The 18,881-nt window shown below is 68.6% G+C and carries 14 protein-coding genes and 2 pseudogenes; 8 read left to right on the forward strand and 8 right to left on the reverse strand.

Annotated elements, in window-relative coordinates; all coding sequences use genetic code 11:
* Positions 1-24 precede the first annotated feature (24 nt).
* Both ACIRP7_RS23070 and ACIRP7_RS23075 read left to right on the forward strand, forming a co-directional pair.
* Positions 25-2,007 (forward strand): alpha-L-fucosidase, encoded by a 1,983-nt coding sequence (locus ACIRP7_RS23070; RefSeq protein ID WP_403662509.1) that lies wholly within the window; start codon positions 25-27, stop codon positions 2,005-2,007.
* A gap of 71 nt (positions 2,008-2,078) precedes the next feature.
* Positions 2,079-3,398, forward strand: coding sequence for a ricin-type beta-trefoil lectin domain protein (locus ACIRP7_RS23075; protein ID WP_403662725.1), 1,320 nt, complete (start codon positions 2,079-2,081; stop codon positions 3,396-3,398).
* An 87-nt stretch (positions 3,399-3,485) separates the two neighbouring features.
* Here the strand turns inward: ACIRP7_RS23075 and ACIRP7_RS23080 are convergent, their stop codons facing one another.
* From ACIRP7_RS23080 to ACIRP7_RS23100, 5 genes are all read right to left on the reverse strand, one after another.
* Complete coding sequence (locus ACIRP7_RS23080) at positions 3,486-3,815, reverse strand: hypothetical protein (RefSeq protein WP_403662512.1); 330 nt, start codon at positions 3,813-3,815, stop codon at positions 3,486-3,488.
* Positions 3,816-3,929: 114 nt separating this feature from the next.
* On the reverse strand, positions 3,930-5,909 hold the full coding sequence (locus ACIRP7_RS23085) for a hypothetical protein (protein ID WP_403662514.1): 1,980 nt from the start codon (positions 5,907-5,909) through the stop codon (positions 3,930-3,932).
* A gap of 65 nt (positions 5,910-5,974) precedes the next feature.
* Positions 5,975-6,883, reverse strand: a complete 909-nt coding sequence (locus tag ACIRP7_RS23090) for a carbohydrate ABC transporter permease (RefSeq protein WP_403662517.1) — start codon at positions 6,881-6,883, stop codon at positions 5,975-5,977.
* Between the two features lie 55 nt (positions 6,884-6,938).
* Complete coding sequence (locus tag ACIRP7_RS23095) at positions 6,939-7,853, reverse strand: carbohydrate ABC transporter permease (RefSeq protein WP_403662520.1); 915 nt, start codon at positions 7,851-7,853, stop codon at positions 6,939-6,941.
* Entirely contained in the window at positions 7,850-9,214 is a 1,365-nt protein-coding gene (locus ACIRP7_RS23100; protein WP_403662523.1) for an ABC transporter substrate-binding protein, read from the reverse strand. Before ACIRP7_RS23100 ends, ACIRP7_RS23095 begins: the two co-directional genes overlap by 4 nt.
* Positions 9,215-9,517: 303 nt before the next feature.
* Here ACIRP7_RS23100 and ACIRP7_RS23105 point away from each other — a divergent pair, with 303 nt between their 5' ends.
* Positions 9,518-10,279, forward strand: coding sequence for a FadR/GntR family transcriptional regulator (locus ACIRP7_RS23105; RefSeq protein ID WP_403662526.1), 762 nt, complete (start codon positions 9,518-9,520; stop codon positions 10,277-10,279).
* Positions 10,280-10,531: 252 nt separating this feature from the next.
* On the opposite strand, the gene ACIRP7_RS23110 is transcribed toward ACIRP7_RS23105, so the two are convergent.
* Positions 10,532-11,068 carry a cysteine hydrolase family protein gene (locus ACIRP7_RS23110; RefSeq protein WP_403662529.1) on the reverse strand — a complete coding sequence of 179 codons (537 nt, stop codon included), beginning with the start codon at positions 11,066-11,068 and terminating at the stop codon, positions 10,532-10,534.
* 183 nt (positions 11,069-11,251) lie between these two features.
* On the opposite strand from ACIRP7_RS23110, the pseudogene ACIRP7_RS23115 reads away from it, so the two are divergent.
* The 3 genes and pseudogenes from ACIRP7_RS23115 to ACIRP7_RS23125 all read left to right on the forward strand — a co-directional run.
* Positions 11,252-11,392 (forward strand): annotated as a pseudogene (locus ACIRP7_RS23115) (proprotein convertase P-domain-containing protein); the annotation flags it as partial.
* Positions 11,393-11,951: 559 nt separating this feature from the next.
* The gene (locus ACIRP7_RS23120) at positions 11,952-13,376 is read left to right on the forward strand and encodes a non-reducing end alpha-L-arabinofuranosidase family hydrolase (RefSeq protein WP_403662532.1); all 1,425 of its coding nucleotides are present in this window, start codon (positions 11,952-11,954) and stop codon (positions 13,374-13,376) included.
* Positions 13,377-13,687: 311 nt separating this feature from the next.
* On the forward strand, positions 13,688-14,158 hold the full coding sequence (locus tag ACIRP7_RS23125) for a hypothetical protein (protein ID WP_403662535.1): 471 nt from the start codon (positions 13,688-13,690) through the stop codon (positions 14,156-14,158).
* Positions 14,159-14,513: 355 nt separating this feature from the next.
* On the opposite strand, the gene ACIRP7_RS23130 is transcribed toward ACIRP7_RS23125, so the two are convergent.
* Positions 14,514-14,642, reverse strand: a complete 129-nt coding sequence (locus tag ACIRP7_RS23130) for a hypothetical protein (RefSeq protein WP_403662538.1) — start codon at positions 14,640-14,642, stop codon at positions 14,514-14,516.
* A gap of 584 nt (positions 14,643-15,226) precedes the next feature.
* Between ACIRP7_RS23130 and ACIRP7_RS23135 the strand changes: the two genes are divergently transcribed.
* The gene (locus tag ACIRP7_RS23135; protein ID WP_403662541.1) at positions 15,227-15,955 is read left to right on the forward strand and encodes a flavodoxin family protein; all 729 of its coding nucleotides are present in this window, start codon (positions 15,227-15,229) and stop codon (positions 15,953-15,955) included.
* Positions 15,956-16,216: 261 nt separating this feature from the next.
* On the opposite strand, the pseudogene ACIRP7_RS23140 reads toward ACIRP7_RS23135, so the two are convergent.
* Positions 16,217-17,255, reverse strand: a pseudogene (locus ACIRP7_RS23140) (molybdopterin-dependent oxidoreductase); the annotation flags it as partial.
* 207 nt (positions 17,256-17,462) lie between these two features.
* Here ACIRP7_RS23140 and ACIRP7_RS23145 point away from each other — a divergent pair.
* Positions 17,463-18,722, forward strand: a complete 1,260-nt coding sequence (locus ACIRP7_RS23145; protein ID WP_403662544.1) for a lactonase family protein — start codon at positions 17,463-17,465, stop codon at positions 18,720-18,722.
* Positions 18,723-18,881: the final 159 nt, after the last annotated feature.

Here is an 18,881-nt window from a genome sequence, read left to right on the forward strand (position 1 = left end):
CATTTCCCCCTGAGAGGCCCCCACATGTCCTCCTCCTCCCTGCCGCTCAGCCGGCGCCGACTGCTTGCGGCGGCCGGCGCGTCGGCGGCCGCCGGCCTGCTGCGGTTCGCCCCCGAGGCCGCCGCGACCGACGGCCCCGGAAGCTACACCGCGAGCTGGTCCTCCGTGGACCAGCACCCCCCGGCCCCGGCCTGGTTCCAGGACGCCAAGTTCGGCATCTACTACCACTGGGGCGTCTTCAGCGTCCCCGCGTTCGGCAACGAGTGGTACCCGCGCAACATGTACATCGGCGGCTCGGCCGAGAACAACCACCACAAGGCCGTCTACGGAGACCCCTCGGCATGGCCGTACAACAACTTCATCGACGGTGCCCGTGACAAGGCGGGCAACTTCGTACAGTTCGCCCCCAAGCTGGTCTCCCAGGGCGGCAAGTGGGACCCGGACGCCTGGGCCCGGCTGTTCAAGGCCGCGGGCGCCAGGTTCGCCGGCCCGGTCGCCGAGCACCACGACGGCTTCTCCATGTGGAACAGCCGGTCCAACCCGTGGAACTCGGTCCAGCACGGCCCCAGGCTCGACCTCGTGGGACTGCAGTCGCAGTCGATCCGCGGACAGGGCCTGAAGTTCATGGCATCCCTGCACCACGCCTACCACTTCACCGGCTTCTACGACAACGTACCGTCCCAGTCCGACGCCAACCTGCGCATCCTCTACGGCCAGCAGGGCTCGGCCGCGGAGAACAAGCTCTGGTACGACAAGCTGATCGAGGTCATCGACGGCTACCAACCGGACCTGGTCTGGCAGGACTTCAACCTGCACCTGGTGCAGGAGTCCTACCGGCTCCAGTTCCTCGCGCACTACTACAACCAGGCCGTCGCATGGAACAAGGACGTGGTCGCCACCTACAAGGACGGCCTCAACAACAAGGGCGAGGTCTTCGACTTCGAGCGCGGCGGCCCGGCAGGGCTGCTCACCCCCTACTGGCTGACCGACGACAGCATCTCCTCCTCCAGCTGGTGCTACACGGAGGGCATCGGCTACTACTCGACGCAGGCGCTGCTGCACTCGCTGATCGACCGGGTCAGCAAGGGCGGCAGCATGCTGCTCAACATCGCCCCGATGGCAGACGGCACCATCCCCTCCGGGCAGCAGTCCATCCTGCTCGCCATGGGCGACTGGCTCGGCCGCTTCGGAGAGGCGGTCTACTCCACCCGCGCCTGGTCCAGCTACGGCGAGGGCCCCACCAAGATGGGCGGAGGCTCCTTCAGCGGACCGGTGGCCGGCAAACCGCAGGACATCCGGTTCACCCGCAGCCGCGACAACAAGGTCCTGTACGCCACCGCGCTGGGCTGGCAGGGCGGCACCATGACCGTCACGACGCTGAACTCGAACCAGATCAACCTCAGCAGCCTGACCGGCGCCCAACTGCTCAACAACACCGCCGGCACGTACATCGACCTGCCCGCACCGACCCAGGACGCGTCCGGCCTGCACCTCACCATGCCCTCGTCCAACCCGCCGTTCAATGCCCTGGCGTACACGGTCAAGCTCACCTTCTCCGGTGAGATCCCCGTCCTCGGCGCGCCGGGCGGCTCCACGACCTGGGTCAGGATCGCCAACGTGACCAGCGGACTGGTGCTCGACAGCGGGGGCAATGTCGCCTCCGGCTCCAACCTCAAGCAGTGGAACTACGACGGAAGCACCAACCTCCAGTGGCAGCTGATCGACCTCGGCAACGGCTACTACCGCATCATCAACCGCACCAACGGCATGGCCGCCGACAGCTATGGCAACGCCGCCAACGGCGCTCCCGCCCGCCAGGAGACATGGAACGGCGGCAACAACCAGCAGTGGTCACTCAACAGCCTCGGCAACAACCGCTATCAGATCGTCAACCGGGGCACCGGCACCGCTCTTGACGGCAGCGGCAGCACCACAGCCGGCTCCACCACGGTGCTGTGGACCCCGAACTCCAGCACCAACAACGCGTGGACCATCACCGCCGTGTGAACCGGCGCTCCCCGTAGGACACAAGAACTCGACGACGGAAGAAGGAGAGCATGGAACGTAAACCGCTCTTAATGTCCATCGCGGCCGCACTGCTTCTCATCCTGACAACCGCGGGCACCTCGTTCAGCAGCGCCCTCGGCGCACCCGCACCGGCCACGAAGTCCGCCGCGGCGGCGAGCGCCGGCTGCGGCAGGGCGCCGACGCTGACCAGCGGCAACCACACGATTCAGAGCGGCGGCCAGAATCGCAGTTACATCCTGCGGGTGCCGGCCGGCTACGACAGCAACCACCCCTACCGGCTGGTCTTCGGCTTCCACTGGCGGGGCGGCACCGCGAACGACGTCGACTCGGGCGGCACGGACGGGTACAACTGGTCCTACTACGGTCTCAGGCGCCTGGCGGACAACGCGAACAACGGCACGATCTTCGTCGCCCCGCAGGGCAACGGCAACGGCTGGGCCAACCCCGGCGGCCAGGACGTGGCCTTCGTCGACGCCATGGTCAACCAGATCGAATCGGGCCTGTGCGTAGACACCACCCAGTTGTTCTCCGCCGGCTTCAGCTATGGCGGCGCCATGTCGTACGCCCTCGCCTGCTCCCGGGCGACGGTCTTCCGCGCGGTCGCCGTCTACTCCGGCGCCAACCTCAGCGGGTGCAACGGCGGCAACCAGCCCATCGCCTACATGGGACTGCACGGCCTCAGGGACAACGTGCTGCCCATCCAGTCGGGACGAGACCTGCGCGACACTTTCGTCCGGACGAACGGCTGCACCCCGCAGAACCCGCCCGAGCCGGCCAACGGAAGCCTGACGCACACCATCACCACCTACTCGGGATGCAGGTCCGGATACCCCGTCGTCTGGGCCGCGTTCGACGGAGCGGGCCACGACCCCGGTCCCATAGACGGCTCCACCGGTGACGGCTGGCGCACGTGGACGTCGGCGGCGGTGTGGCAGTTCTTCACGCAGTTCGGCTCGAACACGCCGCCGACGCCGCAGCCCTCGGACAACCAGGAGATCGTCGGCCAGCAGTCCGGACGCTGCCTCGACATCAACAACTCGACCACGGCCAACGGCACGCAGGCACAGCTGTGGGACTGCAACGGCGGCTCCAACCAGCGGTGGACCCACACCACCGGAAAGCAGCTGGTCGTCTACGGCAACAAGTGCCTGGGAGTCGGCCAGGGGGCGGGCAACGGCACCCCGGCGGCCATCTGGGACTGCACCGGGCAGCCGGACCAGCAATGGAACGTCAACCCCGACGGCACGATCACAGCAGCGCAGTCGGGGCTCTGCCTGGACGCCAACGGCCAGGCGACTGCCAACGGGACGAAGGTCCAGCTGTGGAGTTGCTCGGGCGGCGCCAACCAGCACTGGCGCCTGCAGAACTGACAGGCCGGGGCCAGGTCCGGCACGGTACGGGCCTGGCCCCCGAGGGCTTCCCCCCACTCGATTGACGACCTGAGTCAACGTCGTCAATCAGGAGGGGGGTGGCTCGTGGTCACACTTGAAGCCGAAGAGGTGTACGCGCTCGCGCCGTACGCCAAGACGCTCGGCGTCGAGTTCGACGAGATGACGGCGGCCGGCGTCCAAGCCAGGCTGGCGCACGATCTCTCCCTGTCCACGGTGGGCGGCGGCCTCCACGGGCATGGCGCCCATGCCGTTGGGGTCGTAGATGCCGGTGAGTGGGCCGGTGAGGAGTTCGAGTTGGATGCCGCCGGCCTGGAGCTCGACTGACAGCGTCCTCAGCTCGGCCGCGTTGCGCGCGAGCCGCTTGAGCTCGTGGACGGTGAAGACGACCGGCGTCATCGACCGACCGCTGGCCCCGGCGGCCGGAGTCGAAGTGCTTCAACGCAGGGCCGAAGAGAACGGTCGGACGGTGGACATCTGGCAGGCGACGGCGACACCGGCAAGGGAACGGGCCTACAAGAATGTCCCGTCGGCGGGAGTGTCGAACGGCGTGCGGTAGCTGGGAGTGCGGGTGCGCAACCGGAACCGCAAGGTGAGCCGGATGCGGGTGGAAGCCGGTAGACGGACCGTCAGAAAAGGTCCTTCGCAAGGGGCTTCGGCCTCGCGGACCGCCGGATCGGTGTGGCCGTAGTCGTACAGGTCGCCGATCCAGCCGTCGTCCGCACAGGTCGTGTACCGGACACCGGTGATGGTGTGTTCGGCGAACGCGCCGGCCTGGACGATCACCGCGTGGCCGGTGTCGGGGGAGAGGTTGATCAGCTCGACGGTGGTGGCCTCCGGGTCGATGGAGGTGACCAGGGCGGCCACGTCCGGTGGCAGGCCGGCACGGCGGGCGTCCGCGTCGTGGTAGCGCAGCCGGGCCTGCTGGAGGCCGCCGTTGTACAGCACCTGGGGCCCGCCCCAGGTCAGCTGCACCAGGGCCTCGGTCACCACTGGGTTGCACTGCTGCCACACATGGATGTCGGCCTCGGGCACGTCCAGGTCGCGGTAGCGGTCGACGCGCCGGAGGCGGTGACGGATCTGGGCCTGGGCGGCCGCGAGGATCCGTTCGGGGTAGCCGGGGTCGTCCCCGGCCAGGAACGCGAACCACGCCTTCTCGTGCCCGGACTCCTCCTTGGCGCGGAACGGCCGCACGGTGCGCCAGTCGATGCCGTCGGCCGCACGCAGCCGCTCCAGCCGGGCGCGGTCGGCCTGCGAGGCGGTGTGGTGCCACAGGGCCACCGGCACGGGCGGTGTGGCCGGGTTGTGGTCGAACCAGCCCGAGTCGTTGTGCCGGAACGGCAGGTGGAGCGTGGGCGTGTGGATGTCCGGGCCCAGTTCGGCCGCCCACTTGGAGGGGAGGCTGGAGTCCGCCTCGGTGTGGGGCATCACCTTGCCGCGGTCGATCAGGGCGTCCAGCGAGGTCGCGACCATGGAGAGGTAGTCGTCGTCACCGGTGACGGTCGCCGCCGCCAGCGCCGCCACACAGGCGGCGCTGCCGACGCTGTGCCACCCGTGCGGCCAGGACCAGCCGTAGTGGCCGCCGTACCAGCGGCCTTCCAGCAGGCTGCCGACGACCCCGTCCGGTCCGACGTTGTCCGGGATCAGGCCGCCCTGCTCCCGGGTGCGCTCCCGCCAGGCGCCCACGTACTCGACGATCCAGTCCCGGTAGCGGTCCTCGCCGGACAGGATCCAGGCATTGAGGACCAGTCCCGCCGCGGCGAGGTTCAGCGCGGTGTCGCCGACGCCCATCCGGTCCCGCATCTGCGCGCCGAGCCGCGGGTCCGCCGAGAGCGGGTAGGGGCCGCCGTCGGCTTCGGGGATCCAGTCGAGCGGGAAGCCGTAGGTCTGCGCCTCCTTCGGCAGCCAGGGGTATACGTCGCCGTCGAACAGGCCCGTGCGGTCGGGGTCGCTGCCGTTGTGCGGGCGGGTGACGACGCGGTGCCGGGGGTCGTAGTTGCCCTTGGCGGGGTCGACGTACAACTCGGCGAAGCGCAGGGCGCGTTCGGCCCAGCGGTCGGGGGCGGCCATGCACAGGAAGTAGAGCAGCAGCAGGCTCTCGCCCTGATGGAACCAGTCGTAGCCGCGCTCGAACTCGTCGTGCAGCATGCCCAGTTCGGTGAGCTGGCGGGTCACGCCCTCCCAGTGCCGCTCACTGGCGGCCAGCAGGTCGTCGGCGCCGCCGAGGAGGTAGAGCTGCGGCCAGTTGAAGAACACCTCGTAGAAGTCGTCCACACCGTCACGGGTGGTCAGCCGGCCGGAGTAGTCGAGCCGTCCGTCCGGGCCGGTGAAGTCGTGTTCGAAGCGGCGCCAGGCGTGGTCGAGCAGATCGAACAGCGCGCGCTGGGACAGGGCCCAGCCGGGTGGTTCGAGCAACGGCACCGTGGCCTGGACCTCGGGTGCGGAGGCCGGGCTGTCCTCTCCTGAGACGTGGTCGTGAGAGCTGAAGGTCATGAGGGAGGTCTCCGTGTGAGGGCGGCGGTGCGGGGGGTGTTCGCGATGCGGGTGGGCCCGGGTGCTCACTCCTTGGTGGCGCCCGCGAGCATTCCGCTGACCAGGAAGCGCTGGGCGAACAGGAAGACGACCAGCACCGGGGTGATGGCCACCAGCGTCGCCAGCGCCAGCTGCGGGCGCTCGATCGCGAGATCGCCGACGGTCGGATTGAACGACGGCACATCGCTGAGCAGACTGCCGACGCCCACCTGGATCGGCATCTGGTCGCTCTCCGGGAGCATCACGTAGGGCAGGAAGTAGTTGGTCCAGTTGGCGACGAAGCTGAAGAACCCGACCAGCGCGACGACGGGGGTTGCCAGCGGCAGGGCCACATGGCGGAAGACGCCGAACTCGGAGCAGCCGTCGATCCGCGCCGCCGCCAGGAGGTCCCTGGGCACGGCGGTGGTGAAGTAGATGTACGTCAGGTACACGCCGAACGGGTAGAAGGCGTACGGCAGGACGATCGACCACATCGTGCCGATCAGGTGCACGGCGTTGATCTCCAGGAACAGCGGCACCACGAGCGTGGCGTTCGGCATGAGCATCACGACCAGGGTCGCGATCAGCAGCGTGCGACGCCCGCGGAACTCGGTCATCGCCAGCGCGTATCCGGCGGGAACGGCCAAGCACAGGGTGATGACGAGTGAGAGCACGGCATAGAGGGCGGAGTTGCGCAGCCACAGCAGAACGGCGTCGTCCTGGAAGGCCGTGAGCGCGTGCCAGTTGGCCGTGAGTGCGTGCCAGGAGCCGAAGGACAGCGGGTTGTCGTGGACGAGTTGCCGGTCGGTCTTGGTCGCCGCGAGCAGAAGCCACAGCACGGGCAGGACGAAGAACACCACGAACACGGCGAGCACGGAGCCGGTCAGCAGCCGGGACGCCGTGTGCCGCGGCTGCCGACGGCGCTGCCGTGGGTGCCGGTGCGGGGTTCGGCTCATGACGCTCGGCTCCCGTTCCGTGCGCGCGCCGGGGACAGGGCGAGTGCGGGGCGTCTCAGTCGGCATCGAAGAACCCCGAGCGTGCGACGAAGACACCGGCGACCGACACGCTGACGACCAGGAGCTCCACCGAGACCGCGGCGGCGCCGTTGATGTCGTTCATCTGGAAGGCGAAGTCGTACGTCAGCTGGTTCAGGGAGTAGTCGCGGCCGGCCACGCCCACGCTGGCGAGGGAGAGCAGTTGCGGCTCGACGAAGAGCTGGGCGCCGCCCGCGAAGGCCAGGATCACCATGTACACGATCCATTTGCGGAGCATGGGGATCTGCACCCGCCAGGCGGTCTGCCAGCCGCTCGCGCCGTCGATGCGCGCGGCTTCCATGACGTCCTTGGGGATGTTGTTGAGCGCGCCGTACAGGACGACGATCCAGCCGCCCGCGCCGGTCCAGAACGCGATGATCGTGAACAGAACCGCGAGATTGCCGGGAGCGATGACCTCGCCGAAGGTGCGGAACCCCAGCGTCTCCAGCAGTGAACTGACCGGGCTCACCGTCGGGTCGAGCATGAACAGCCACACCAGGACGCTCGCGGCGCCGGCGAGCGCGCCGGGGATGTAGTAGAGGAAGCGCAGCGCCTGGCTGAGCGGACCGGAGGCCAGCCGGTGCAGGAGCAGCGCCAGCCCCACCACGAACACCACCAGCGACACCAGCCAGAAGACCAGGTACAGGGCGACATGACCCAGGGAGTCGACGAAGCGGAAGTCCTGTGCGGTGGTGACGAAGTTGGTGAACCCGGTGAACGTCCCTCCGACGTCCGTGAACGCGAAGTAGACGGCGTAACAGGTCGGAAGGACACCGAAGGCGATCAGCAGGAGCACATAACCGGCGACGAACGCCATGCCGGCCCGGCTCTGCCCCGACGTGCCGCGTCGGCGCCGTTGGGCGGAGCCTGCCGAGGAGTGGGTGAGGGTCACTGGGCGACCTTGTATCCGTTGGACTTGGCGTACTTGACGATCGCGTCCTGCCAGGCCGGCAGCAGCGATTCGACGGTCTTGCCCTGGGTGAGGCCCGGCTTGACGGTGGCTGCCCAGATCGCCTCCTGGCTGAACTGACCCGAGCCCCAGCCCGGCCAGACCTGTGAGGAGGCGTCCTTGAGGGCGCTGAGGTCACCGGCGAAGTACCCGGAGGCGGCCTGTGCCTTCAGCCAGTTCTCGGCAGCGGGCGCGTAGGCCGGGAAACCGGGGGCCTTCTCGCCCTGATAGGCGTTGTCGGTGGTGACCCACTCCAGGAACTCGGTGGCCGCCTTGACATGGGTGGAGTGCTGGGACAGCAGCCAGGTGCCGCCGCCGACGTTGCCGGTGGCGGGTGAGGTGTCACCCTTCCACTGGGGGATGGGGGCCACCGCTGTCTGTTTCGCCGGGGTCTTGAGGCCGTCCTTGAACACCGCGCCGCCGTACCACGCCGGACCGGGCATGAGCAGGATCTTGTCGGCCTCGTTCTTGGTGAAGTCGGTGCTGAAGACTCCGCTGATGGACAGGGACTTGTTCTTGATCAGTACGTCCAGCAGCTTGGCCATCTTGGTGCAGGCCTCGCTGGTGGTGTTCACGGACACGGACTTGGGGCCGGTGATGTGGTTGGCGCCGCACTTGCTCGCCCAGAGGTAGATCTCGGGCGTGAAGGAGTCACCCGCGTCGCCCACGAGGTAGCCGGGGTGCTCCTTGGCGACCCTCTCGCCCAGCTGCTGGTACTCCTCCCAGGTCGTCGGCACGGTGTAGCCGAACTCCTTCAGCAACGGCGCGTTGTACCAGAGCACTGTCTGGGAGAGGTCGTTGCGCAGGCAGTAGAGCGTGCCGTTGACGGTGCAGACGTCGTTGGCTCCCTTGGCGAACCCGCCGAGTGTCGCGTCCGGGATCAGGCCCTTGTTGAGCGGCGCCGTGAAACCCGCGTCGACCGCCCAGCTGGCCTCGTTGTTCTGGGAGCTGAAGACGACGTCAGGCCAGCCCTTGCGGGTGCGGTTGAAGAGCTGGACCTTCGTCTGGAGGTAGTTGGACCCGTTGGCGTCGCCGTCGTAGGTGACGATGTCCAACTTCGCGTCCGGGTGGAGCGCCTGGTACTGCTTCGCGGCGGCCAGCCGAGTGGAGTCCACCCAGACGGTCAGCGCGCCGTCCTTCTGCGGAGCCTGGGCGAAGCCGTCCTTGGTGGTTTTGCCTGCCGTGCCGCCGCTGCCGCATGCGGCCACGGTCAGCAGCACGGTGGCGGCACAGCCCACCAGCAACGCCGTACGTCGCCTGCTGGTCCCGGTCTCCTGGTGGGCCGAAGGCTTGTTGACGGGCATGAGCGACTCCACTGGGTTGGCAGACGCGGACGGCTCTGTCGGTGCTGTCGCGGACGAAATTAGTCGCCTTATCGAGGGGTGCGTCAAGAGGTGTGTGCGGCTTTTCTGAGGTGGAGGGCAGGCGACAGGGCAAGGGGAGAGCGGAAAAAATGCCAGCGAATCAGCACTTTGCGCACCAAAAGCACTCAGGCCGACGCGTCAGGTGGGAGCAAATGAGTAGTACTTATCTTGGTCTGCGGTACGATGACCGCGGCTCCAAAGCCGATGGATCGCCGTCGTCGCAGTCACCCGGAGGCAGCACACATGAAGGACACTCCCGCCGTGGCAGCGGTGGCGAACGGCGGGGGCGACCGGCGTGACTACCGGCCCGGATACGAGGTCGTGGCGGAGCGGATCCTGGAGTTCATCGCCGAGGCGCGCCTGGTCCCCGGCGACCGGATGCCCACGGAGAACGACCTGGCCCAGCAGCTGGACACCAGCCGGGCGGTGGTCCGGGAAGCGGTGAAGATCCTCTCCGCGCTCGGCCGGGTCAGGGCACACAAGGGACGCGGACTGTTCGTCGCGGACGACGAGGGCATGCTCGTCTCCGGTCGCTGGGGCGGCTTCTTCCGGCCCGTCGACCTCGACCACGTGCTCATGCTCTTCGAGTTCCGCAGGGTTCAGGAGATGGCCGCGAGCAGGCTCGCCGCCACCCGCGCCACGCCCGCCGAACTGCGCACCATCGAGGTCGCCATGCAGCAGTGCCGCCATGGGTTCGCCCATGGTGAGGTCGATGTGTTCAACCAGGCGGACGACGACTTCCACGCGGCGGTGGCCACGGCCTCGCACAACACCTTCCTCGGCAGTGCGGTGCGCGACGCCCGCCGGCTGCAGCGTCAGTCGAGCGCGATCGGCATCCACGACTCCTTCGGTGAGGGCACCGCGGCCGCGGTCGAGGAGCACGACGCCATCTACCGCGCCATTCGCGACGGCCGACCCGACGAGGCCGCCGAGGCCACGGCGGTACACCTCGACCGGACGCTGGAGGACTACCGGCGGGAGATCCAGCGGCGTCTGTTCGGATGACCTGCCGGTCAGGACGTGTCGTCGGAGCCGTACGGCACCGCGGCACGCCCCCCGACGGATGCGGTCACAGACCGACGACCTGCCACTCCTGGTAGATGCCGTCGCCTACCGGCCGCTGATGACGGCGTCGCGGTCGGCCGTCGACCCGCCCGACTCATCGGCACCGGTCGTTGCCGTTGCGGACGTTGGCGGTGGTGAGCCGGCTGGGTCATGTGGCGTCTGACGTCCCAAGACCACCTGGCGGCACGCGGCTCAGTCCCACAGCTCACGGCTGTCGCACACCCATGCGCCCATGTTGCGCTCCATCATGCGCAGTGCCGCGTCCGCGAGGTCGGAGTGGATGTGGGCGACCGCGTCGCGCGGGACGGCGACCTCGAAGTGGCGGATGTGGGCGTCGAGGGCGGAATAGAGCACACACTGCTCCGTCACCTGACCGCACAGCACCAAGCGCTCGATGTCCTGCTGGCGCAGCAGGTAGGACAGCGGGGTCTCGAAGAACACCGAGTGTCGTGCTTTGAGCACGAAAAGTGATGAGCGGTCCGGTTTCAGCGGTTCCACCAGGTCGGCGTGCGGCCCCGCGAGAGCTTGCTGGAGCAGCTCACCGTGATGAGAACGCCACTCACCGAAGTTGTCGTTGACGTAGATCACCGTGACGTCCCTCGACCGTGCCGTCTTCAGCAGGCCGGAGAGAACCGGAACCACCTGGCGGGCCGAGGGGAGCAGCAGGTCGGCGTCCTGGTGGTCGTACGTGTTGATCATGTCGATGACGATCAGCGCGGTCTTGCTCATGACCCCCGGGTTCCCAGTGCAAGGGGTGTCAACAGGGACTGCGGCACTGTCCTGGACGGCATCACTGGAGCCCGAACTGCTTGGCCCCTCGGTGCCCGGCCCGGCCACGAGGTGGCTGCGGGGGACTGGTGCTCGCTCGATGGCCGAAAACCAGCGCTGCATGTGCCGATTTGCCGGGTGGACGGCATCGTCTACTCCCTGCGCAACCGCAGCGGAGGCTCCGCCGGCGACGTCGACCAGACCTTCACCGTCGACGCCTCCGCACAACCGCTCAACGGCACCTGGAAGTTGCGCGTACAGGACCGGGCGTCCATCGACCCCTGACCTGACAGCATCGCCCACCGCCCGGATCCCTTGGGGATCCGGGCGGTTCGGTTCGGGGCCTGTGGAAGGCCGTTGACCGGGATCGCGGCTGAAAGTCGGCGACGTCCGCGGCCAGTTTCAGTCGACCGGGCGAACTCGTCTCGTCGTCAGCAAGTTCTCGTGGCTTCCCGCCGCAATCGAATGTTTCGAGATCTCCGGCGAATCATGCGAGAAGTATTGACGCCGTTCTGCGGTTCCCTATCATCCAGATTGCTCGATAGTTCGACTGTTGTTCGACATGGCGAACACGAGGGCCGCTCCACTCGCACAACAGGACGTCACCGCACATGTCTGCCGCTTGAGCCGCAAGGGGTATGCCGCACGATGCATCTGTCATGGTCCTGCCAAACCTGCTTTCGCTGTCGTGCGCTGACGGCCGCCACCGGCCCTTCGCCGCCACCCCGGTCCCAAAGGGTCAATCCAGTGCCGCGGACCCGCTACGCACCGCACCACCTCGACCGTCCGGCCGGCCTCCGTGTGGGGCAGCCGGAACCGCTCACTCAAGGACAACGAGGTCCCCATGCGCAGACGTAGTTTCGACCGCGGACGCGTGTCCGTGGTGCTCGCCGCTGCGATCGCGGCCCTGGTCGCGTTGGCGGCGATGCTCGTCGCCAACCCGGCTCAGGCGGCCTCCAGCGGCGCCTTGCGCGGTGTCGCCGCCGGCCGGTGTCTCGATGTGCCGAACTCCAGCCAGACCGACGGCACGTACCTGCAGATCTGGGACTGCTCGGGCGGAACCAACCAGCAGTGGACAGCGACGGACAGCAACCAGCTGACCGTGTTCGGCAACAAGTGCCTTGACGTTCCGGGCCACGCCACCACGGCCGGTACGCGCGTGCAGATCTGGACCTGCAGCGGGGGTGCGAACCAGCAGTGGCGAGTGAACTCCGACGGCACGATCGTCGGCGTGGAGTCCGGACTGTGCCTGGACGTCACGGGCTCCGGTACGGCCAACGGCACGGCGGTGGAGATCTGGACGTGCAACGGCGGCAGCAACCAGAAGTGGACCGGCCTGTCCGGGACGACCCCGCCGGGCGGTGGCAACTGCACTCTGCCGTCCTCGTACCGGTGGACGTCGACGGGAGCGTTGGCGCAGCCGGCGAACGGGTGGGTCTCCCTGAAGGACTTCACCAACGTGGTCTACAACGGCAAGCACCTGGTCTACGCGTCGAACGTGTCGGGATCGTCGTACGGCTCCATGCGGTTCGCGCCCTTCACGAACTGGTCCGACATGGCGTCGGCCGGCCAGACCGGCATGAGCCAGGCTGCGGTGGCGCCGACCCTGTTCTACTTCGCACCCAAGAACATCTGGGTGCTGGCCTACCAGTGGGGTGCCTGGCCCTTCATCTACCGCACGTCGAGCGACCCCACCAACCCCAACGGCTGGTCCGCACCGCAGCCGCTGTTCACCGGCAGCATCTCCGGCGCCGCCCCGATCGACCAGACCCTGATCGCCGACGACCAGAACATGTACCTGTTCTTCGCCGGTGACAACGGCAAGATCTACCGGGCGAGCATGCCGATCGGGAACTTCCCGGGCAACTTCGGCTCGTCGTACACGACGGTCATGAGTGACACGGTGAAGAACCTGTTCGAGGCGCCGGAGGTCTACAAGGTCCAGGGCCAGAACCAGTACCTGATGATCGTCGAGGCTCGGGGTGCGAATGAGCAGCGTTTCTTCCGCTCGTTCACGGCCTCCAGCCTGAGCGGTTCATGGACCCCGCAGGCCGCCACCGAGTCCAACCCCTTCGCGGGCAAGGCCAACAGCGGTGCCACCTGGACCAACGACATCAGCCACGGTGACCTGGTCCGCAGCAACCCCGACCAGACCAAGACCATCGACCCCTGCAACCTGCAGTTCCTCTACCAGGGCAAGTCCCCGAGCGCGAGCGGTCCCTACGACCAGCTGCCGTGGCGGCCGGGCGTTCTCACCCTGCAACGCTGACCGTCGACCGGTACTCATCGCGTCGAGGAGCTCCAGCCGTGCGTCGGCTGGGGCTCCTCCGCACTGGTGGGGGCTCTCCCAGCTTCTCCTCTGGCGCCGGGCCAAGTCGGTGGGCGCCCTGACGTGTCGGTGGGCGACGACGGATCATCAAACACCTGTCTGACACATCTCGACGAAGACTCCTCGCCGCGTTCGCGGCCACCGCCACCGCTCCGCTCACCGGTCTGGCCGCCGCCCCGGCCCGAGCCGTCGCGGCCGCGGACGTGCCGGCCTTCCCGGGACCGGGGGGCCTGTCCACGGCCCGTTCGTGGGTGACCATGGAGCCGCTCGGCGCCGCGCACTTCACCCCGGTGGCCCTGAGCACCCCGCTCACCATGACCGTGCTCTCCGGCGTCCCGGCCCGCACCGAGGTCACCTCCAGCGGCAAGCGTGTCGCGCTGCTCACGCACGGGGCACGCACCGTCGTACTGCCTGCCCGCAGCGGACGTTCGCGGAGAACAAGCGGCCCTTCGTGGACGACTTCCAACGGACCCTGCCACCCGGCGCTGGACGAGGAGGACCGGGTGTACTGGGGCACCTCTCCGGGCGGCGGCAAGTGGGTCACCTCCGAAACCTTCAGGACCGACTACTCGGTGGCGCCGGGCACCGGAATCATCGACCTCGCGACCGCCGGGTACACCGGCACGCCAGCCTGCGCGACGACGAGATCAGCGACGTCGACGTGCGCTGCACGGCCCGGTTCGACAAGGTCCCGACGGGCCAGGCCTGTTCGTTCGCGCTAGCGAAGACGTGTGCCATGACGGCATCCAGCGGGTCGGTGCTCTCGTACGGCACTTCGGCCAGCGGCCGAAGCAGCGTGCCCGGCGTCGGCACCGGGTGGCGCGGGGGACACGTCAGCAGGGCGACCGGCCGCTCGCCGCACAGCAGCCACGAAGTGAACGCACTCTCCCGCCGCAGCACCCAGTGCCGCTCGGGCAGCCGCACCTCCACGGAACTCTTGGACTTGCGCATCTTCTTCTTGAAGCTGAGCTGCGCCGGAACATCGCCGACGGCCAGCTGCAGGCCCTTGGACGGGTCGGCGGCGTCGGGCTGGAAACCGTGCGGCGCCCGGATTCGTACGACGGGTGCGTGTGGTCCTCATACGTCCACGCGTCCCAGACGCCGGTCGAGGGCGACGGTGACCGGCCCGGCGGGCCCCGGCGTGTGCCGCCGCGCGATCCACAGCGGTACCCCCTCGGCCTGGGCGCGGGCTGCCAGGGCGGCCACCTGCTGGGGCCCGCCATCGCGCCCAGCTCGCCGGCGAACTGCGCGGCTTGCCGCACCCGCACCGGCCTGGCGGTCCCGGTGACCCGGGTCACCGGGACGACCCCGGCCCCCTCCGCCAACAACTGCAGCGGCCGTTCGGTCCCGCCGCCCCCGAGCCAGCACCCACGCTGGAAAGCCTCGGCCATGGCACCGAGGTTCAGCTCGCTCGGCGGCATGGTCCAGCTGCCCACCCGCAGCCCGTCCTCGGTCAACTCCACGGTCCGCGCCAGCGGATTCCACGACCGCTCGCTGTACAGCACTTGGCGCATCACAGATCCCCGTACTTCCCCGGCTCAGCCCAGTCCACCGCCGCTGACGTTGCCAGACGGCGCCGCCCCACCCTCACACATCCTCGGCTTCACTTCGTCGCCAAGCGTCTGACCGAGGCCAGACGGCCTCCGCACTGGTCGGGCTCGTCAGCGACCGGCGCTGGCCTCCCGTCGGCGCCAGGGTTTGGCGGGCCGCGCTCGTACGTCATGAGTCCGTAAGACGTGTGGGCCGCGCCGGAGCGGGACAAAACGGAAACGGTGCGGGACGCTGCCCCTATGACAGCACTCTCTGCCACCACCCCGCCCCGCTTCGACGACCTCACAGCTCTTTACATCAACTGCACCCTCAAGCCGTCTCCGCAGCTGAGCCACACTCAGGGTTTGATCGACAAGAGCGCGGAGATCATGAGGACGTGCGGGATCACCGTGTCCGAGATCCGCGCTGTCGACCACGACATCGCCCCCGGCGTCTACCCGGACATGACCGAACACGGCTTCGCCACCGACGAGTGGCCCGCCCTCTACGAGCGTGTGATGGCCGCGGACATCCTGGTCGTCGCCGGTCCGATCTGGCTCGGCGACAACAGCTCGGTGACGAAGAAGGTGATCGAGCGCCTCTACGCCTGCTCCAGCCTCCTCAACTCGCAGGGACAGTACGCCTATTACGGTCGCGTCGGCGGCTGCCTGATCACCGGCAACGAGGACGGTGTGAAGCACTGCGCGATGAACGTCCTCTACAGCCTCCAGCACCTGGGCTACACGATCCCGCCCCAGGCCGACGCCGGCTGGATCGGCCCGGCCGGCCCAGGACCGTCGTACCTCGATGCGGGATCGGGCGGACCGGAGAACGAGTTCACCAACCGCAACACCAGCTTCATGACCTGGAACCTCATGCATCTCGCCGCCCTGCTCAAGCGAGCGGGCGGTGTCCCCGCGTACGGCAACCAGCGCTCGCAGTGGGACGCGGGCTGCCGCCCGGGAGCGGACAACCCGGAACACCGGTGACCGGCGGGGGGTGTGCGGCGATCGAGCGCGGCACAACCCGCCGACCGGAGCACCATCCAACACCCGCCCCACGTCAAGGGGTTCCAGGTGAACGCGGTCGCTCCCGACGCTTCAGCCGTTCCCGCACCGGACGGGAACGCAGACAGGCACCGGCCGTGACGGCCAGGGCGGCCGCACCGTACGTCCACGCCTGGAGGGGGAAGCCGGGCAGGAGTCGGCCGGCGAGGTAGAGGGCGGTGCCGGCGAGGGTGAGGGAGAGCCATCTCCGTTGAGACGCAGCGCGAGCAGGGTCAGCGGGTCGCGGGCGTGCTCACGCCCCAGCTCCGACACCCGGTAGCCACCGCGCAGTTGCAACGACACCACCCGCACTCGCGCGTCCACCGGCGCCCCCGACAGCTCCAGCAGACCCACCACCCGTACGCCCGTCCAGTGCGCCGACCTGCTCCAACCCTCCACACAGGCGATCGGCAGTTCCACCTAGTGCTGCGGCAGGGTGCGCAGCTCGTCCAACGTGAGGGTGTGCGGCCGCGGACCGGCCACCACCAGGCGGTACTGCTCATCGGCGACCCGGCCGACCCCGGCCGCCGCGGCGGTCCGGTTGACGGGCAGGGCCTGCGGGCCGTGGTCGGGATGGCGCGGCGCGGCGCGAGCAGGATGAGGTCCCTCAGCGGGGTGACGGACTGACCCACCGTGGTGAGGGTGACGGCTCCGACGGCCGCGCCCACCGCCGTCAGCAACGACCGCCGGTCGGCGCCGTCCGGGGCCGGCAGGGCGAGCGTCCCGGGGGACCGCCGGCTCCGATGCGCTCGGATCTCCGGGGCCTTGACCGCGATGCGCACCACCAGGGCCCCGGTCACCAGCCACGCCACCGCGTAGTGCACCGGTACGAAGGAGAACGGCCACGGGTACCACTGGATCGTGTTCAGCAGCCCGGTCGCCAGCTCGAACACGGCCCCGGCCACCAGCATGGCGACCGACAGCCGTTCCAGCGCGTACCGCGCCGAACGCAGCGGCGCCACTCGAACAACCGTGAATACACCGTCCACAACTTGGCGAGCAGACGCGGAATCGCGACGATGCCGGAAGCGACGTGCAGACCCTGTGTGACCCGGTAACCCCACGACGGGCGACTCGGGATGTGGTCGACCATCCAGCCCGGCGGATGCTGCAGGAAGTGGCTGACAAGCCCGGTGACGAAGCACAGGGTGAACGCCGGCCGCAGCCAACGGCCGATCGAGGTCGCCATGCGGGCGTCATGCAACCTGCCCTTGAACACCGGCGGAGAGACACGCGGTTTCATGCTTCGATCCCACTCGGTTCCTGCCCGTTCCGGTACGTCCGAGCGCCTTTGTACAGTGACGGCCCCTGATCGCCCGGCGAACTGCTTACGAGAGTCTGACGTGGCCCCCGTTCCCCTCACACCTCCCTGCCACCACCGACCACTCTTGTCCCGTCCACGACCACCACGCGGACGCACGAACCCCACGAGGAATCAAAGGAGCGGGACATGAGTAGGTACGGCGAGCGAAGTGAGCACCGCCCGGGCCGCCAGTGGGACGGAGCACGTCGTGGTCACCGGGCGAAGTCCAGGACGCGGCGCGTCGTGATCGGCGGCAGTGCCCTCGCCACCGTGGCGGCGGCGACCGTGGCCGTGTCCCTGGCCTCGGCGAGCCAGTACGGTGCGTCCGGAGCCGCAGCCGACCATGCCGTGTTCGTGCAGGGCAACGAGCTGAACGGCAACACCATCCACGTCTTCGCACGGGACGGCCAGGGCAAGCTGAAACCCGCCGTCAGCTACGCCACGGGAGGCAAGGGCGGCGACCAGGTCGACGCCCCCACCGACTCCCTCGCCTCCCAGGGCTCCCTCGTCTACGACGACGCCTCCGGGATGCTGCTGGCGGTCAACGCGGGCAGCGGCACGCTGACCTCCTTCCGCGTCGAGGGAACGAAACTGAAGCACCGTCGAGTTGTCGACACCGGCGGCGAGTTCCCGTCCAGCGTCGCGGTGCGCGGCAAGGTCGCGTACGTCATGAACGCCGGCGGCAAGGGCAGCGTCCAGGGCTTCCGGATCACCGGCAAGGGGCTCGTTCCGATGGGAGGGTCCTTCCGATCCCTGGGGTTGGCCAACAAGGACGTACCGCGGTTCGACACCTCGCCCGGCGAGGTCGAGATCACCCCGGACGGCCGCAACGTGGTGGTCACCACCAAGGGGAACAACACCGTCGAGGTCTTCCCGTTGAAGAAGAACGGCCTGCCGGCCGTCGCCGAGCCGGTCGTCAACAAGTCCGCCGGCAACGTGCCGTTCGCGATCAGCTTCGACAGGACCGGCAACCGGATGCTGGTCGCCGAGGCCGAGAAGTCCACGGTGACCGTCTACCAGGTCCACCACAACGGCAGGTTGAAGGTCCTCCAGCAGCCGCTCGCGAACGGCCAGGAGGTTCTGTGCTGGCTGGAGCGCGCGGGAGACTTCTTCTACGGCGGCAACACCGGCAACTCCACCGTCGCCGGGTACCGCATGGACAAGCACGGACGGCTCGCCCTGACCAACGAGGTCGGCCTCGCCACCCCGCCCTCCTCGAAATCGCAGGGTGTGATCGACATCGCCGTGACCAAGGACGCCAAGTTCGTCTACGTCCAGAACGCCACCTCCGGAACGGTCGACGGTTTCCGCGTCGAGAAGAACGGATCCCTCACCAAGGTCACCACCACGGCCGACGGGCTGTCCGCGTTCGCCGAATCCGGCATGGAGGGCATCGCCGCGATGTGAACCCGGTGGTGTCGGCGCCGCGGCCGGCCCCCTAGAACTTCCGGCGTCTCCCACGAGCCCGAAGAATGCACGGCAGGCTCCCGCACTTCGAACGCCGCCCCGCTCATCGGCACGAAGGCGTTCAAGGTCCCGGCCGCTGAGGCCGAGCACCGCCTGACG

Source organism: Streptomyces sp. NPDC102270 (genome assembly GCF_044766405.1).
Lineage (GTDB): Bacteria > Actinomycetota > Actinomycetes > Streptomycetales > Streptomycetaceae > Streptomyces.

Coding starts and splice junctions, on each gene's coding strand:
- ACIRP7_RS23070 (WP_403662509.1), top strand. CDS start 25: ATGTCCTCCTCCTCCCTGCCGCTCAGCCGGCGCCGACTGCTTGCGGCG.
- ACIRP7_RS23075 (WP_403662725.1), top strand. CDS start 2,079: ATGTCCATCGCGGCCGCACTGCTTCTCATCCTGACAACCGCGGGCACC.
- ACIRP7_RS23080 (WP_403662512.1), bottom strand. CDS start 3,815: ATGACGCCGGTCGTCTTCACCGTCCACGAGCTCAAGCGGCTCGCGCGC.
- ACIRP7_RS23085 (WP_403662514.1), bottom strand. CDS start 5,909: ATGACCTTCAGCTCTCACGACCACGTCTCAGGAGAGGACAGCCCGGCC.
- ACIRP7_RS23090 (WP_403662517.1), bottom strand. CDS start 6,883: ATGAGCCGAACCCCGCACCGGCACCCACGGCAGCGCCGTCGGCAGCCG.
- ACIRP7_RS23100 (WP_403662523.1), bottom strand. CDS start 9,214: ATGCCCGTCAACAAGCCTTCGGCCCACCAGGAGACCGGGACCAGCAGG.
- ACIRP7_RS23105 (WP_403662526.1), top strand. CDS start 9,518: ATGAAGGACACTCCCGCCGTGGCAGCGGTGGCGAACGGCGGGGGCGAC.
- ACIRP7_RS23110 (WP_403662529.1), bottom strand. CDS start 11,068: ATGAGCAAGACCGCGCTGATCGTCATCGACATGATCAACACGTACGAC.
- ACIRP7_RS23120 (WP_403662532.1), top strand. CDS start 11,952: ATGCGCAGACGTAGTTTCGACCGCGGACGCGTGTCCGTGGTGCTCGCC.
- ACIRP7_RS23135 (WP_403662541.1), top strand. CDS start 15,227: ATGACAGCACTCTCTGCCACCACCCCGCCCCGCTTCGACGACCTCACA.
- ACIRP7_RS23145 (WP_403662544.1), top strand. CDS start 17,463: ATGAGTAGGTACGGCGAGCGAAGTGAGCACCGCCCGGGCCGCCAGTGG.